The following is a 16,707-nucleotide window of genomic DNA, read 5'->3' on the forward strand; positions in this document are numbered from 1 at the left end:
TCAACATGGCCACACACGGCGCACCACAACTCCAGGTCGATGCCAGCAACTACCGCGTTGCGATCATCGCAGGATCATGGCACACCACCATCATGAACGGGCTCATCGACGGGGCCACAGCCACCCTGGAATCCTCCGGTGCCGATCATGAACTGGTCACCGTTGCCGGCTCCTTCGAAATCCCCCTGGCCGCGCAAGCCGCACTGCACAACGGCTTCGATGCGGTGGTATGTTTAGGCGTCATCATTCGCGGTGACACGCCGCACTTCGATTTCGTCGCCGATGCCGTCACCTCCGGACTCACCCGGGTCCAACTCGATACCGGCAAGCCCGTGGGCTTTGGCATTCTCACCGTGGACGACGACGCACAAGCGCTGGATCGTGCTGGACTCGCCGATTCACAAGAGTCGAAAGGCCAAGAGGCAGCTGAGGCAGCACTACACCTTGCGGTGACAGTCGCAGCGCTCGCGGAATAATCCGCACCTCACGTGGCGCTGTACTGAAAGACGTCACTATTTTGGAGGTACTTTGACTGCGCCCTACCCCGTGTCCATCTTGGATCTGGCAACCATTCATCCGGGTGAACCCATCGCTGTTTCCCTGCGCGAATCCACTGAACTCGCCGTGGTGGCCGACGAGCTCGGGTTCCATCGGCTGTGGTTCGCCGAGCACCACAACATGGAAACCATTGCCTCATCGGCCACCTCGGTGTTGCTGGCACACATCGGTGCCCACACCAAAAACATTCGACTCGGCTCCGGGGGCATCATGCTCCCCAACCACGCGCCGCTACTCATTGCCGAGCAATTCGGTACCCTCCACGAACTCTATGGCGACCGCATCGACTTAGGCTTGGGCCGTGCTCCCGGAACGGATCAGAAAACCCTGATGGCGTTGCGCCGCACGAACCAGTCGGCGGAACGCTTCCCTTCAGATGTGCTCGAATTGCAGAGTTACCTCAAAGGCGAATCGCGCATCCCCGGCATCAATGCGTATCCGGGTTCGGGAACCAACGTACCGCTGGTCATTCTCGGATCATCACATTTCGGTGCACAATTGGCCGCCCAGCTGGGACTCACGTACAGTTTCGCCTCGCACTTTTCACCGCAAATGCTCGAATCTGCAGCCGCGATGTACCGCACCGAGTTCACGCCATCTGATGAACTGGCCACACCGTACTTCATTGCCGCAGCAAACGTGATCGTTGCTGACACCGAAGAGCATGCCCAAGCGATGTGGGAGCGTGCCAAACGCGAGCGCATCCGCACCATGTTGGGACGCGGCCGGAACCTCACCGAAAATGACGTAGAACAGCTCGTCCACTCTGCCGCGGGTCAACAAATACTCCAAATGCTGGAGATGACGGCCGTTGGCACACCAGAGCAGGTCCGCGACTGGTTGGATACATTCGCCGAACGGATCCATGCCGACGAACTGATCATTACCAATATGGCCGATTCACTCCAGGATCGCAAGCATGCCCTGCAATTGCTATCCGACTACCTCATTCAACGGTAGATATCACCGCTCGGGGATGTCATAGAAGACTCGTTCAAAGACGCCACGCGCTTGTCGGGTGATGCGAAGATAGTCGTCTTCAAATTCACCGACTTCTCCTGCGTCATAACCGCTCCAGCGTGCTAACGCCTCCAGTTGTTCACGGTTCGTGGGTAACACATCGGAGGATTTCGCCGAGGAAATGACGATCCCCGACCGAAGTTGGGTCGCCAAGCTCCAGGCATCCATGAGAATCTCTGCATCGTCGGCTTCCAAGAGTTCTGCATCGCGTGCAGCTTCGATAGCTTCGAGCGTATTCGGTGTTCTCAGTGCGGGATACTCGGGGGCAAATTTGAGCTGGAGGGTTTGGATGAGCCATTCGACATCGGTAAGTCCGCCACGGCCCAATTTCAGGTGTCGGGCCGGATCCGCGCCACGTGGCAGCCGTTCAGCTTCCACTCGCGCTTTCATCCGCTGAATCGTTTGGGCCTGGTCGTTGGTGAGTCCGTGCGTGTAGCGCACCGTATCCGCCCACTTGATGAAGTCGTCTTTCAGTTCAGCATCGCCCGCCACAGCCCGAGCCTTCAGGAGTGCTTGGATTTCCCAGGTATCGGCCCACTGATCGTAATACGCCTTATAGGAATCAAGGGAGCGCACCAAGGGCCCGCGTCGTCCCTCCGGTCGCAGGTCAGCGTCAATTTCCAAGACCGGTTCCAACACGATGGGTGGCCTGGTCGGCATCTTCATAAAACTGATGAGCGCTTTGGCAACGTCGACGGCAAATCGTGTGGCTTCATCCGAGGCGACCTCATCGGCAGGCTCGTGTACAAACATCACGTCTAAATCTGAGCCGTATCCGGCTTCGCGTCCGCCCTGGCGTCCCATGGCGATCACGGCGACCTGTGCTGGCGCATCACCCCCACCCCATTTGCGTTCGACGTGATCGTGGACCACCGCAAGTAATGCCTCAACTGCTGCTTGGTCTGCAGCCGCCAGTGCTGTGGACACCTGGTGTTGGTCGACCAGATTGCATGCATCTGCCAGGCTGATACGCAGTATCTCGCGACGACGCACCAAACGAATATAGCGTGCGGCGTCGGGCAGATGCGGGTGCCGGCGCAACAGGGCCGACATTTCCGTCTGGATAGTTTCCAGGCCCAGTGGTGTCAGGTCTTGATCGCGGTCCATCCACGCGGCTGCTTGCGGGGTGTGCTCAAGCATGTCGGAGATATACCGCGACGATGAGAGCACATGGGCAAGACGTTCCCCTGCCGCAGACGAATCTCGCAGCATATGCAGATACCAGTGCGATCCCCCGACAGACTCGCTGAGCTTCCGAAAGCCCAACAGCCCACCGTCGGGATCTGGTCCGGAGGCGAGCCACCCGAGCATTGCCGGGAGTAATTGGCGTTGCAGTTTGGCTTGGCGGGAGACACCGGAGGTCAGCGATTCAATGTGACGTACTGCCCCGGTTGGATCCGAGTACCCTAGCGCGGCGAGGCGTGCCGTGGCCGCTTCGGGGGTCAGCCTTGCGTCGTCGGTCGACAGGGCCGCGGTGGATGGCAACAGTGGCCGATAAAAGATCTGCTCGAAGAGCGTCCTGTTGGACCGCACGGTTGCTTGCCATGCCTTGACCAGTTGCTCGTGATCTTTGGGCCAACCGCCACCCATGGGACGCAAACCCCGCGCGAGGCTACGCAGTTCGTCCTCGTTGTCGGGCATGATGTGGGTGCGTCGCATTTGGACAAGCTGTACCCGGTGTTCGATCAGGCGCAAGAAACGATAGTTGCTGGCCATGACTTGGGCGTCACTGGGGCCAATGTAACTGCCTGCCTGCAATGCATTGAGGGCCTCTTCGGTGGCACGCACGCGCAGTTCTGGATCAGTTTTGCCATGCACGAGCTGGAGCAATTGTGCCGGGAATTCGACGTCCCGCAGACCACCTGGGCCAAGTTTAATTTCGCGTTGGCGCTGATCGCGATCGATATGGTCAATCACGCGATTACGCATCCGTTGGACTTGACGCACAAACCCGGGACGTGTGGAGGCCTGCCAAATCATCGGCGCTAAATTATCCAGATATCGCTGGCCCAGTTCAATGCTTCCGGCGACCGGGCGGGCTTTGAGTAGCGCCTGGAATTCCCAAGTGTGAGCCCAACGCTGGTAATACTCCAGATGCGAGGCGATCGTACGCGATAGCACCCCGTCTTGGCCTTCGGGACGCAGGTTCGTATCTACCTCCCAGAGCGCCGCTTCGCGAGCCGGTTGCATGATGACGGTCGAAATGCCGGAGGCCAGTTCCACTGCGATATCGGTGGCGGTTTGCGTTGATAGTTCTGAGCCCTCGACAACGTCGTGGGCGAAGACGACGTCCACGTCGGAAAAATAATTCAGTTCGCGTGCCCCGCATTTTCCCATGGCCAGCACGGCCAGCTCCACCTCATTGGTTTGTTCATACCGAGAGGCAACTTCGGCTCGTGCCACCGCCAGAGCAGCTTCCAGCGCGGCGGTAGCAAGGTCGGATAACCACATCGAAACCGTTGGTTGCAGTGTCACCGGGTCGTGCGAGATGAGATCTTGGTGTGTGATCGCCACGAGTTGCCGCCGGTATTCGGTGCGCAGCGCAACCGAGGCGTCCTTCCCGGTGACTGTTGCCACGGGCATCGTCACCTCTGGTTCTGCCCCCACAGCGCGCAAGAGTAATGCCCGTAATGGTGCCTGGGCATCAATGAAGTTGCCTTCGGCATCCGCGAGTCCCCCACTGGCCGGTGTGGACTTGGGATCCGGGTCGCGAAAAATATCGAGATGCTGGGGTCTGCGGATGACAAACTCGCCCAATGCTTCAGAAGCGCCGAGTAGCCTCAGCAATGGCCGAGCTTCGCCTCGTGCAACCAAGGCAGATACGGTCTCGTCACGTTCAATCAGGCGGATGAGTAACAGTAACGCCTGGTCTGCATCCGGAGCAGCCGCTAACTGTTCCAGCAGATGATCCATGTCCAGACCGGCGAGTTCGCCAGATTGCAACAACGACTCGGCTCGCTCCGTATCACGCAGCCCGGTCGCCAAGAGTCGCGTTTGACTCAGGCCCTCGCTCATACGGCATCCATGTAACGACGGATTTCAAAGGGCGATACGTTCACCCGGTATTCGTCCCATTCGTTCCGTTTGGAGCGCAGCAACGACTGAAAGACTGTTTCACCCAAGACATCGGCAATGAACTCAGATTCTTCCAGGACACCCAACGCGTCGTGCAGGGTGGTGGGCAGCGAATCATGACCCATCAGGCTGCGCTCACGTGCGGTCAGCAGCCCGATATCTTCGTCGGCAGCCTCAGCCAATTCGTATTCTTCCTCGATGCCTTTCAGCCCCGCAGAGATCAGCAGCGCGTACGCCAGATAGGGGTTGGCCGCTGCATCGATGCCACGGTATTCGATCCGTGCCGAACCGGCCTTATTGGGTTTATGCAGCGGAATGCGCACCAGCGCCGAACGGTTATTATGTCCCCACGAAACATATGACGGTGCTTCGCGGCCACCCCACAGGCGTTTATACGAGTTCACAAACTGGTGCGTCACCGCAGTGATTTCGGGTGAATGTTTCAACATACCCGCGATAAAACGACGCGCGGTCGTGGAGAGCTGATACTCGGCACCGGGTTCGTGAAACGCATTGGCATCACTTTCAAACAGGGAAAAATGTGTGTGCAACGCTGATCCGGGTTGAGCACCCAGAGGTTTTGGCATGAAGGTCGCGTGCAGGCCTTGTAGCGTTGCGACTTCCTTGATGACGGTCCGCGCGGTCATAATGTTGTCAGCAGTCGACAACGCGTCGCTGGCGCGCAGGTCAATTTCGTTTTGGCCAGACCCAGCTTCGTGGTGTGAAAATTCCACTGATATGCCGACGGCTTCGAGCATAGAAACAGCTTCACGACGGAAATCCTGGGCCACCCCGCCGGGCACGTGATCAAAATAGCCGGCCTGATCAACTGGAACCGGTGCGCCTTGGTCGTCCTTGAACCCTGCTTTAAATAGATAGAACTCAATCTCGGGGTGCAAGTAGGCACTGAATCCCATATCGACGGCATGCTCGAGCGTTTTGCGCAGGACATGCCGGGGGTCTGCCATCGAGGGCTCACCGTCGGGCATTTTCACGTCACAGAACATGCGGGACGTCTGTTCTTCCTCGCCTCGCCACGGCAGGATTTGAAACGTGGTGGGATCGGGCTGCAGCAGCATGTCAGATTCATAAATGCGCGTAAAGCCATCAATGGATGAGCCATCGAAGCCCAGCCCTTCGGTAAATGCATACTCCACCTCGGCCGGGGCCAAAGCCACCGATTTCAGTGCACCCACCACATCGGTAAACCACAGCCGAATAAACCGAACGTCACGGTCTTCCAGGGTACGGAGAACATATTCTTGCTGGCGATCCATGGTGTCGAGGTCTCTTTCGATTCGAGAAATTCAGGGGTCTACCTCCCACAATAGCAATGTGACGTTAGACTATGGGCATGGTTGATACCCCATACTCTGTGTTGAAAAAGACTCCCGCCCGATATCGCACCGTGCATTTCCAACAGATTAAGGAAGCAGGCGGCAAATTCGCGATGCTGACGTGCTATGACGCGATGACGGCCGCCATCTTCGATGATGCCGGCATGGAAACTCTGCTGATCGGTGACTCGCTTGGCAATGTCGTCCAGGGTCAAAGCTCGACGCTGGGCGTCACTATGGAAGATATGATTACGTTCTCCAAGGCTGTTGTGGCCGGAACAAAACGCGCTTTCGTTCTGGCAGATCTCCCGTTCGGATCATATGAAGCCTCCGTCCAGCAGGCCGTCGAATCGGGCGTGCGGCTCGTCAAAGAGACCGGCATTTCAGCAATCAAGATCGAAGGTGGTGTTGAATACGCACCACATATCAAAGCTCTCACCGCCGCAGGCGTGGCTGTTGTGGCACATACCGGGTTCACCCCGCAATCAGAACACGTGCTCGGTGGATTCCGAGTGCAGGGCCGCCAGGACGATGCTGCACAACGCATGGTTGAAGAAGCCCTGGCATTGCAAGAGGCCGGGGCCACGATGCTGCTTATGGAAATGGTTCCCGCCGACGTGGCAGGTGCGGTAGATAAAGCACTGACCATCCCGACGGTCGGGATCGGTGCAGGAAATGCGACCACCGGTCAGGTCTTGGTGTGGCAAGATGCCTTTGGACTCAGCCAGGGACGCGTCCCCTCATTCGTCAAGCAATACGCCAATGTGGGCGACGTCTTATCCAAGGCTGCCACACAATACCGTGAAGATGTGCTCAAAGCCGAATTCCCCGACGCGGATCACAGCTTTTAGCTCCCTTACCAGTCATCCTCCGCATCCTCTTCGTCCCAGGCACGGTTGCGCGCTTCATACGTCTCGAGCGCGTTCGCCGCTTCCTCCTGGGTGTCGAAGGGACCGATGCGATGTAATCCCACGGATTGCGGGCCATGTTCGACTTCGCCGGTTTGTACGTTGTACCAGTAACCTTTTTGATCAGTCATGCTTCTTTCATACCAGATCACCACGGCGGCCCGATAGACTCGGAGCATGACTTTTACACCACCGAACCTCGATACGCGTGAACCGGTCATCCCCGGCTCCGCACACTCACATAATCTCCCGATTGATTCCCCGCCACGCCCCGAAACCGGGTCGAAGGCGCCGAAGGGACGTCTCACCCCGGGCTATATTGCACCCCAGCTCCCAGCACCGACGCACATTGAACGCCCGGATTATGTGGGAAAAAAAGACGCGGTCGAGGGCCTGCACGGTGACGTATACGACGCCGATGGCATTGGCCTGATTCGCGCTGCTGGCCGGCTCGCGGCCCAAGCGATGAACACGGTGGAACAATACATCCAGCCCGGTATTACAACTGCTGAGCTGGATCGTATTGGATATGAGTTTATTGTGAGCCACGACGCATGGCCCTCAACATTGGGGTATAAGGAATTTCCCAAATCCATGACGACGTCGTTAAATGAAGTCATCTGCCATGGCATCCCTGACGACACGATGCTCGAAGACGGTGACATTATCAATATCGATATCACCGTGTACAAGGATGGTCACCACGGTGACCACAACAAAACGTTCTTAGTCGGCACTGTGGACGAAGAGTCCCGCCTGCTGGTGGAGCGCACCGAGAAGGCGCTCGAGCGTGCGATCAAGGCTGTTAAACCCGGCCGTGAGATCAATGTCATTGGCCGAGTCATCGAAACCTATGCAAAACGTTTTGGGTACGGCGTGGTCGAAGACTTCGTCGGCCACGGCGTGGGCAAAGAATTTCATTCCGGTCTGGTGATCCCGCATTACGATACGGCTCCACGCCACAACGAAGTGATGGTGCCGGGCATGGTCTTCACGATTGAGCCTATGCTGACGCTCGGGGCCATTGCCTGGGATATGTGGGATGACGGTTGGACCGTGACGACCAAGGATAAGCAACGCAGCGCACAGTTCGAACACACGATTGTCGTGACGAACGACGGCGCAGAAATCCTCACGGTCGCCGAGTAGCTGGTACCGGTGGGGCCCTGACTTCCCCTGCAGGGCCCCACCGGAAGTCTTTTACCGAGTGAATAATTTCGCCTGGAGTGGTTCTTGAACCTCCGGGCGTTGGCGCAACTCGGTGATGGCTTGTTCGAAATCGTCGAGATTATCGAAATCTTGGTAGACCGAAGCAAACCGTAGATACGCGACTTGGTCGAGACGACGCAACGGACCAAGGATGGCTAGGCCCACTTCGTGAGCATCGATTTCAGCGTGACCAGTGGCTCGGATACTTTCTTCGACATCCTGAGCGAGTTTGGCGAGGTCGTCATTGTCGACCGGCCGTCCCTGGCACGCTTTGCGAACACCATTGACAACTTTTGCGCGGTCGAATGCTTCGGCCACACCGGAACGTTTGATCACACTGAGTGATGTGGTTTCCATGGTGGTGAACCGTTTGTCACACGAGCGGCACTCACGCCGGCGCCGAATCGCTGAGCCGTCGTCCAGTGAACGGGAATCAACGACTCGGGATTCTTCGTGTCGACAAAAGGGGCAATGCATAATGGGAAGGAAACCTCTCTACGGTTCAGGTCTGCAAGCAATACTACTCCCACATATAGTTGCTGTTCAACCCGGCTTCATACTACATATAGTGATCTGACGGTGCTTACTCAAGGCACGAGGCTCCGAGAAGGACTTTCAGATCCCCGAAAAGCGCAGGGTTGGGGCTCACTTTATATTGGGGTCCCACCCGCAGCACTTCCATGGTGAGATTTCCAACCAGTTTGATATTCACATCGGTGGTGCCCGTGTGTGATTGCAGGACATCACCCAGTTGGCGAATGAGCGGCTCAGTGGCCTTAAAGGAGGGGATGGTCAGGTTCAATGGGCCACCCGCTCCCATATCGGTGGTATCAATGATGGTCATCTCTTGGGCCGACACCACCACGGATCCGTCATCGCGGCGCTGCACCCGCCCCTTGATGGACACCACAAGGTCTTCGGCGATGACGCTGGAGATCGGCTCATAGACACGGCCAAAGAACATCACATCGATTGAGGCGCCAAGATCTTCTACCTCCGCCCTGGCGTAGGGGTTCCCGGAGGTCTTGGCGACTCGGCGTTCCAATGAGGTGATCAACCCGGAAATGGTCACAAACGAGCCATCAGCGGGGCCCTCATCGTCGAGGATGTGTGTAACGCTATGTTCCGCGTGTTGTTGCAGCACATGTTCGAGCCCGTGCAGTGGATGATCAGACACATACAGCCCAATCATCTCTCGTTCAAAAGCCAGCTTAGTCTTCTTATCCCACTCGGGGAGATCTGGCACGGTCACACCAAACCCGGTATCGAGCCCGGAGTCGTCCCCCTCGTCCAGCAGAGAAAAGAAGTCGAACTGGTTATTGGCTTCCTGGCGTTTTTGTACAACCGAAGCATCGACGGCTTCTTCGTGCACAGCCAGCAGGGAACGTCTACTATTGTCCAGCGAGTCGAACCCGCCAGCTTTAATCATCGATTCAATGGTGCGTTTATTGCAGACTTCCTGCGGAACTTTCTTGAAGAAGTCTTGGAACGAGGTGAACGCGCCTTGTTCTTCGCGAGCTTTCACCATGCCGTCAACTACATGTGCGCCCACGTTTCGCACTGCGCCCATGCCGAAGCGGATGTCTTTTCCAACCGGAGTGAAGTTCAGCGTCGATTCATTGATATCGGGCGGCAACACGGTGATATCCATCCGGCGACATTCGTTGAGATACATCGCCAGCTTGTCTTTATCATGCGATACCGAGGTCAGCAGTGCAGCCATGTATTCGGCGGGGTAATGCGCTTTCAGATACGCAGTCCAGTACGAAACCAAACCATAGGCAGCCGAGTGCGCTTTGTTAAACGCATAGTCGGAGAATGGCAACAGGATGTCCCACAGCGCGGTAATGGCTTCTTGAGAGTAGCCGTTATCCAACATGCCCTGCTGGAAACTCACGTACTGCTTATCCAGTTCGGATTTCTTCTTTTTACCCATGGCACGGCGCAAAATATCAGCTTGCCCAAGCGAATATCCCGCCACCTTTTGTGCAATAGACATCACCTGTTCCTGATACACGATCAGGCCGTACGTGATCCCAAGAATTTCCGCCAGTGGCTCTTCCAACTCCTGGTGAATAGGAGTAACTTCTTGCAAACCGTTTTTGCGAAGTGCATAGTTATTGTGCGAGTTCGCGCCCATCGGCCCGGGACGATACAACGCCAGGGTCGCCGAAATATCTTCGTAGTTATCCGGGCGCATGAGCTTCAACAATGAGCGCATTGGCCCACCGTCCAGCTGGAATACACCGAGGGTGTCCCCGCGTGCAAGCAGCTCATAGGATGCTGCATCGTCCAGTGCAAGACTTTCGAGGTCCAACGTGTAGTCACGGTTGCGTTGAACGTTCTCCACCGCATCCGAGATGACGGTGAGGTTTCGCAGCCCCAAAAAATCCATCTTAATCAACCCGAGCGCTTCCGCAGTCGGATAATCAAACTGGGTGATCACCTGTTGGTCAACGAAGCGCCGCATCAAGGGGATCACGTCGATGATTGGATCCGACGACATAATCACGCCGGCAGCGTGGACACCCCACTGGCGAATCAGCCCTTCAATACCCTTCGCCGTTTCAAAAACCGCTTGAGTCTCGGGTTCGGCCTGCAACAGCTCACGGAATTCGCCAGCTTCTGAATAGCGTGCCGACTCAGGATTTTCGATGTCTCCCAGCGGGATATCTTTAGCCATCACAGCCGGAGGCAGCGCCTTGGTCAGCTGGTCGCCCATCGAGAAGGGCTTACCCATGACGCGTGCAGAGTCTTTGAGTGCTTGTTTGGTCTTAATGGTGCCGTACGTAACGATCATCGCAACACGTTCGTCACCGTATTTTTCAGTCACATAGTCGATCACTTCGCTTCGACGACGATCGTCAAAATCGACGTCGAAGTCGGGCATGGAAACGCGATCAGGGTTCAGGAAGCGCTCAAAAATCAGCCCGTGTTCCAGTGGATCAAGTTCGGTAATCCGCAGCGCGTAAGCAACCATAGAGCCGGCACCTGAACCGCGGCCCGGCCCCACGCGGATACCCTGTTCTTTAGCCCAGTTGATGAAATCTGCGACCACCAAGAAGTAGCCAGGAAAGCCCATGTTGATGATGACGTCGAGCTCGTAATCAGCCTGTTTTTGCACATGGGCTGGAATACCATTTGGGTACCGACCGTGCAGACCCTTATTCACTTCTTTGATGAGCCAGCTGGTTTCGTCTTCCCCTGCAGGTGTAGGGAATTTTGGCATGTAGTTGGCGTTGGTATTGAAGTCGACTTCGCATTGCTCGGCGATCAGCAGTGTGTTGTCGATGGCTTCTGGGAAGTCAGAAAAGAGAGATCGCATCTCAGCTGCAGTCTTGAGATAGAACTCATTACCAACAAATGCGAATCGCGACCCGCCTTCGTCATAGGTCGGTTCATCCAGACGCGACCCGGATTGCAGGGCGAGCAGTGCCTCATGGTGCTTGGCGTCGTGCTGATGTGTGTAGTGCAGGTCGTTGGTGGCAACCAGCGGCAGACTGAGATCTTTTGAAAGTTGGATGAGATCGCCAAAGACTCGCCGTTCCAGCGACAGCCCGTGCTGCATGATTTCAACGTAGAAGTTCTCTTTGCCAAAGATGTCGCGGAACTCTGCGGCGGCTTCAACAGCCGCGCTGTACTGCCCAAGTCGTAGACGAGTTTGGACTTCACCGGATGGACACCCCGTAGTGCCAATGATCCCATCGGCATAGTCGTTGAGGAGCTCTCGGTCGATACGTGGCCACTTGGCATAGACCGAGTCGAGCGACGCGTGTGAGCCCATCCGGAACAGGTTGTGCATGCCGGTGTTATTTTTCGATAGCAAGGTCATGTGGGTGTAGGCACCGCCACCCGAGACGTCATCGGATCGCTGGTCTGGTTCGCCCCAACGGATACGCGTCTTGTCGGTGCGGTGTTGCTGGCCGGGTGCCAGATATGCTTCCAACCCAATGATGGGCTTTATGCCGTGCTGCTGCGCCTTATTCCAAAAATCGAAGGCACCAAAGAGATATCCGTGGTCGGTAATGGCCAGAGCATCTTGTCCGATACGGTTGGCCTCGGCGAACAGATCATCGAGTTTTGCCGCACCGTCCAGCATCGAGTACTCGGTATGTGTATGAAGGTGTACAAAACCATCACGTTTTGCAGTTGCACCGGCCATTGAGAGTGTCGACCTCCAAGAAAACTGACGGGACTAGCGTCAGCCAGTCTAGCCCTTAATGTTGCAAACGTTCCAGCGCATAATTCAGGTCTGAGGGGTAGTGAGACGTATAGCTCACGTCTTGTCCGGTGCTTGGATGTCGGAAGCCCAGCCCGACTGCATGGAGCCACTGACGTGTCAGGCCCAGTTCAGCTGCCAGACCCGCGTCTGCACCGTATGTGAGGTCACCGACCAGTGGGTGGTTCAGCGCTGAAAAGTGCACCCTGATTTGATGGGTCCTGCCGGTCCGGAGTTGGACATCGAGTAAGGTAGCAGTACCAAAAGACTCAATGGTTTGGTAGTCCGTAATGGCTTCCTTGCCACCTTCGACTACTCCGAATCGCCATTCGTGTCCCGGATGACGGTCGATGGGGGCGTTAATCGTGCCGGTGACTGGGTCTGGGAGGCCCTGAATGAGCGCATGATAGTTGCGGGTGGGTGTGCGGTCACGAAATGCTTCTTTAAGGTAGCTGTAGGCACTCTCAGTTTTGGCGACGACCATGAGACCGGAGGTGCCGACGTCAAGCCGTTGGACGATGCCTTTTCGTTCGGGTGGACCGGAGGTCGCAATATCGATGCCGAGAGCTGCTAGTCCACCGACGACCGTTGGCCCGCGCCAGCCCTGTGAGGGATGTGCCGCTACGCCAACAGGCTTATCGATAATGACGTAGTCTTCTTCATCAGCGATTACTGCAAGATCTTGCACGGTTTCAACTTTCACCTCGAGCGGGTCTGGGTCGTTCGGCAGCGCGACGTTGAACGAGTCACCCGCAACAAACTTGGTCGACTTCGCCACAAGTTTGCCGTGCGAAGTGACGAGACCGCGTTGGATCCATGCAACGGCTTTGGTCCGCGATATCCCGAGGGCTTGGGCTACTGCCGCGTCGGCGCGACTCCGTTCGGTGACGTCGAATGATTCATGGTGTTCTTGGGTGTGGGTCATGATCGTTCTAGTCCGTGGCGTCGGTGGACGTAGAGGAAGCCTTGTGTTCTGCGTCGGATTCCTCCGGCAGACCATCCATGGTTTTACCGAACAACACCATAATGACGATCACGATGATGGAACATACGATAAACGAATCTGCGATATTGAATATCGCAAAATTCGGCACCGAGATAAAATCAATGACGTGACCCATGCCGAAGGTTGGCTCGCGGAAGAGCCTGTCGGTCAGGTTTCCGGCAATGCCACCTCCCAATGCACCAAGGGTGATGAGCCACGGCATAGTGCGCGCCCGAAAAACGATCAGATACAGGACGATGAGCAAGCCTGCCGCTTGGATAACTGTGAACAACCAGGTTACCTCAGTGCCAATTGAAAACGCTGCCCCAGGATTGCGAATGAAGTGCCAATTGACTACTGATTCAATGACGGGGATTTGTTCGCCCTCTTGCATGTTGGCCAACACGGTCTCTTTGGACCACAGATCTGCAACATATGCAATCACCATCGGGATCAGTGCGATCCACCAGGCCCGCTGTGGAATCTGTTGGTCATGGTTGGCCACGTTGGCTCCTTCTTTTGCGGGATTTGAAAGTACTGCAACACACAAATGGTCGGCTATTTACAAGAAATAGCCGACCATTGTGAATGGCTTGTGCAACGCGGAAGTCGTCGCGGGGCCTCAGACTAGTCTGTGACTCGGGCTTGTGAGTCCAGGTCTTGAAGCTGATTTTCGATGAACGAGCGTAGCCGTGAACGGTAGTCGCGTTCGAATCCGCGGAGTTCTTCGACTTCGCGTTCCAGCACGGTCTTGCGTTTTTCAAAGTCGGCAAGGGTCTTACGTGACGTTTCTTCAGCCTCTGTCACGAGACGGTTTGCCTCGCGTTCGGCTTCAGAGACAATTTCGTCGCGTTTACGTTCACCATCGGAGACGTATTCATCGTGGAGACGCTGGGCCATAGCAAGGACACCAGCGGCTGATTCAGCAGTGTTCTCTTGAGGCGCAGTACCGGCAGCTGGTGCGGCAGGTGCAGCGGGCTCCGTGGCTTCTTGTTCAGGCGCAGGAGCCACTGAAGCGTCTGGTTCCGGCTCTGCTTCCGTTTCCACGACTGGCAAGTCCGTAGCCGATGTGGTGGTGTCTTCTTCTCCACCGTCGGCCGGGACAGGGGCTGGGACAGGTGCTTCTTCACCGGTTTGAGCTTCAAGCTCTGTCACCTGACGGCGTAGGTCGTCATTCTCTTGATTTAGACGGCGCAGTTCCTCAACGATCTCATCGAGAAAATCGTCTACTTCGTCTTGGTCGTAGCCTTCACGAAACTTCGTGACTTGGAATTTCTTATTGACTACAACTTCCGGCGTGAGAGCCATGTGGTCACCCCAATTACTTGGTCATGTACAAATCTAGAAAACTGTTGGTCTTCTCATGAGTAGTTTCTGAGCTCTACACTCTCATCTACTTATGTATCTGAGGATTACATTATCACCGAGGATCGATAAACGAGTAGTCTGCACGGCGATTCTGCGAAATAATCCTATTTATTCAACACTATTGCTTTATTCTTCTTATCAGACTGCCGCTTGCAGGGCGACAAACCGAATGATCATCACAATGAAAAACACCACGATAAACGACAAATCGAGCGAGACCGAACCCAACCGAAGAGGTGGAATAAACCGACGGAAGAAGCGCAGTGGCGGATCAGTTAGAGTCATCACTATTTCAGCGATGATGAGGTTGATTCCCCGCGGCCTCCAGTCTCGTGCGAAAGCGTTGACGAGCGAGTAGAGGATACGCACAAGGAGGATAAAGAAGTAAATGGTCGCCACCAAATACAGCGTTGTCCAAAGAATTTGCACGAGTCCTCAGTATCTTTCGTTGTGGTGTGTCGGGTGGCCTACAGTCTCTACGCTTGGTCGAAGAAGTCTTCGTCCGGCACAGACTGTGAATGTCCATCGACGACATTTTCCACATTTGTAGGTGTCAATAGGAATACCTTGTTGGTCACACGCTCGATTGATCCGTGAAGACCAAATGCGAGTCCCGCAGAGAAATCTACCAGTCGTTTCGCCTCTGACTCCGACATGTCGGTGACATTAATAATGACGGGAATACCGGATCGAATTGCTTCACCGATAAGTTTGGCGTCATTATATGATCGCGGATGGATCGTACGGAGTTTGTGCACTTCAGCGCTTTCCTCTCGGGACTGGACCACACGTTTGATTGGCGTGACCGGCGCACGGTATTCGTCTTCCACATCTGGTACAGCGCGTGGACCAGCTGGTTTCGATTCGACCGGCGTGACGGGTTCTGGCGTTGCTTCCGAAACTGCAGGCTTCGGGGCGACGTCGGCCGGCGCCGAGCTCGCTTTACGCTCTTCTTCTAGAAGCTCTTGTTCATAGGCTTCATCGCTATCAGCCAGACCCATTCGGATCATGGCTTTTCTTAATCCGCTGACCATGCGCACCTCAAATCCTTGATGGTTCTAGGACACTCTTGACCTTAGTAGACAAACCGGCTGTTTCCCGGGAAATCCGGGGGATTATGTGGTGTGTCGTACAGCATTGGTCGATATTGCTGGTTTCCAAACAATACCGGTGAGACGTCCGGCGCCTGGCTGCCGACGGTGTGAATACAACTGGTGATTTTCACGTGTGCATTCTTCAACGCGCTGCACCACTACACCGGCGTGCCGCAGAATGGCTTCAGCTGCCGCGGGGAGATCGAGCGCCGGTGTCCCCCATGATGTTTCCGAATAGAGGGCTGGATGCTGAACTGAGACTTCGTCGCGCATGGACTCAGGAACTTCATAGCATCGTCCACAAATACTCGGGCCAATCGTGGCATAGATTTTGCCGTCGTCGTCGGCATCCAGTGTTCGAAGCTCTTCGACGGTATTTTCTAACACCCCGTCCAACAGACCTACACGACCAGCGTGAGCGACAGCGGTAGGACCGTAGTCAGTTGTGAAGGCGACGGGCAGGCAGTCTGCGACCAGAATGGCAATGGGATCGTTTCCATCCTGTGAGACGATTGCGTCGGCTTCACCCTGCGTGGCGAGCGTTGCCCAGCAACTGGGTCCTGCTGCGACCACACGCGCTGAGTGCGTCTGAGAAACGAAGCGCGTGGTGCCGGGCGTAATGCCGAGCAGTTCTTCAAGGTTCCGCCGATTGATCGCAGTATCTTCGGCGGTTTGATTCTGCTGCAGCACGGTCATCGACATATTTCCGGCCGCAACGGAGCTGAAACCCACGTTGTGACCGGTGTCGGTGGCATGCTGATATGCCAGGTCTAGACTCAAACCGTCAGTGCAACACCCCTAGTCAACTTATGTTAGAGGTGGGTTATGGCGAAAATAGGACGGCCTGGACTTCCGGAGACCCAACGCCGCCGAGTCTGGGAACTATGGAAACAAGGACATTCATTTACTGAGATTTCCGAAACGGTCGACAGAC

General features: G+C 55.8%; 16 protein-coding genes. 5 read left to right on the plus strand and 11 right to left on the minus strand.

All coding sequences use genetic code 11. The features are described 5' to 3' along the window. The first annotated feature begins 5 nt into the window (after nt 1-5). Together ribH and ACYVJT_RS06730 are read left to right on the plus strand one after the other, a co-directional pair. On the plus strand, nt 6-476 hold the full coding sequence (ribH, locus tag ACYVJT_RS06725) for a 6,7-dimethyl-8-ribityllumazine synthase (RefSeq protein WP_343957239.1): 471 nt from the start codon (nt 6-8) through the stop codon (nt 474-476). A gap of 52 nt (nt 477-528) precedes the next feature. Continuing rightward, complete coding sequence (locus ACYVJT_RS06730; protein WP_343957241.1) at nt 529-1,518, plus strand: LLM class flavin-dependent oxidoreductase; 990 nt, start codon at nt 529-531, stop codon at nt 1,516-1,518. Nucleotides 1,519-1,521: 3 nt separating this feature from the next. Here ACYVJT_RS06730 and ACYVJT_RS06735 read toward each other — a convergent pair whose 3' ends face one another. Continuing rightward, entirely contained in the window at nt 1,522-4,593 is a 3,072-nt protein-coding gene (locus tag ACYVJT_RS06735; RefSeq protein WP_343957243.1) for a bifunctional [glutamine synthetase] adenylyltransferase/[glutamine synthetase]-adenylyl-L-tyrosine phosphorylase, read from the minus strand. Next, a complete protein-coding gene (glnA, locus tag ACYVJT_RS06740; RefSeq protein ID WP_343957245.1) occupies nt 4,590-5,930 on the minus strand; it encodes a type I glutamate--ammonia ligase in 1,341 nt (446 codons plus the stop codon). The genes ACYVJT_RS06735 and glnA overlap by 4 nt, the downstream gene beginning before the upstream one ends. 77 nt (nt 5,931-6,007) lie before the next feature. On the opposite strand from glnA, the gene panB reads away from it, so the two are divergent. Continuing rightward, nucleotides 6,008-6,841 carry a 3-methyl-2-oxobutanoate hydroxymethyltransferase gene (gene panB, locus ACYVJT_RS06745; protein ID WP_343957247.1) on the plus strand — a complete coding sequence of 278 codons (834 nt, stop codon included), beginning with the start codon at nt 6,008-6,010 and terminating at the stop codon, nt 6,839-6,841. Between the two features lie 5 nt (nt 6,842-6,846). Here the strand turns inward: panB and ACYVJT_RS06750 are convergent, their stop codons facing one another. Next, nucleotides 6,847-7,029: a hypothetical protein gene (locus ACYVJT_RS06750; RefSeq protein ID WP_343957249.1), complete on the minus strand. Its 183-nt coding sequence runs from the start codon at nt 7,027-7,029 to the stop codon at nt 6,847-6,849. A 46-nt stretch (nt 7,030-7,075) separates the two neighbouring features. Between ACYVJT_RS06750 and map the strand changes: the two genes are divergently transcribed. Then, nucleotides 7,076-8,047, plus strand: coding sequence for a type I methionyl aminopeptidase (gene map / locus ACYVJT_RS06755; protein WP_343957251.1), 972 nt, complete (start codon nt 7,076-7,078; stop codon nt 8,045-8,047). Between the two features lie 51 nt (nt 8,048-8,098). On the opposite strand, the gene nrdR is transcribed toward map, so the two are convergent. The 8 genes from nrdR to ACYVJT_RS06795 all read right to left on the minus strand — a co-directional run bounded on the left by nrdR (nt 8,099) and on the right by ACYVJT_RS06795 (nt 16,553). Further along, nucleotides 8,099-8,584 carry a transcriptional regulator NrdR gene (gene nrdR / locus ACYVJT_RS06760; protein ID WP_343957253.1) on the minus strand — a complete coding sequence of 162 codons (486 nt, stop codon included), beginning with the start codon at nt 8,582-8,584 and terminating at the stop codon, nt 8,099-8,101. A gap of 106 nt (nt 8,585-8,690) precedes the next feature. Beyond that, nucleotides 8,691-12,269 carry a DNA polymerase III subunit alpha gene (gene dnaE, locus ACYVJT_RS06765; RefSeq protein ID WP_343957255.1) on the minus strand — a complete coding sequence of 1,193 codons (3,579 nt, stop codon included), beginning with the start codon at nt 12,267-12,269 and terminating at the stop codon, nt 8,691-8,693. Between the two features lie 55 nt (nt 12,270-12,324). Then, the gene (locus ACYVJT_RS06770; protein ID WP_343957258.1) at nt 12,325-13,251 is read right to left on the minus strand and encodes an RluA family pseudouridine synthase; all 927 of its coding nucleotides are present in this window, start codon (nt 13,249-13,251) and stop codon (nt 12,325-12,327) included. Between the two features lie 7 nt (nt 13,252-13,258). After that, nucleotides 13,259-13,816: a signal peptidase II gene (gene lspA / locus ACYVJT_RS06775; protein WP_343957260.1), complete on the minus strand. Its 558-nt coding sequence runs from the start codon at nt 13,814-13,816 to the stop codon at nt 13,259-13,261. A gap of 122 nt (nt 13,817-13,938) precedes the next feature. Further along, nucleotides 13,939-14,619: a DivIVA domain-containing protein gene (locus tag ACYVJT_RS06780; RefSeq protein ID WP_343957262.1), complete on the minus strand. Its 681-nt coding sequence runs from the start codon at nt 14,617-14,619 to the stop codon at nt 13,939-13,941. Nucleotides 14,620-14,817: 198 nt separating this feature from the next. Beyond that, nucleotides 14,818-15,108 (minus strand): YggT family protein, encoded by a 291-nt coding sequence (locus tag ACYVJT_RS06785; RefSeq protein ID WP_343957264.1) that lies wholly within the window; start codon nt 15,106-15,108, stop codon nt 14,818-14,820. A 47-nt stretch (nt 15,109-15,155) separates the two neighbouring features. Then, entirely contained in the window at nt 15,156-15,713 is a 558-nt protein-coding gene (locus ACYVJT_RS06790; protein WP_343957266.1) for a cell division protein SepF, read from the minus strand. A gap of 81 nt (nt 15,714-15,794) precedes the next feature. Next, on the minus strand, nt 15,795-16,553 hold the full coding sequence (locus ACYVJT_RS06795) for a purine nucleoside phosphorylase YfiH/LACC1 family protein (RefSeq protein WP_343957268.1): 759 nt from the start codon (nt 16,551-16,553) through the stop codon (nt 15,795-15,797). Nucleotides 16,554-16,598: 45 nt separating this feature from the next. Here ACYVJT_RS06795 and ACYVJT_RS06800 point away from each other — a divergent pair. After that, nucleotides 16,599-16,707, plus strand: a 109-nt coding sequence (locus ACYVJT_RS06800) for a hypothetical protein (protein WP_499418243.1), incomplete at its 3' end; no start/stop codon positions are given.

The organism is Yaniella soli, assembly GCF_054782375.1.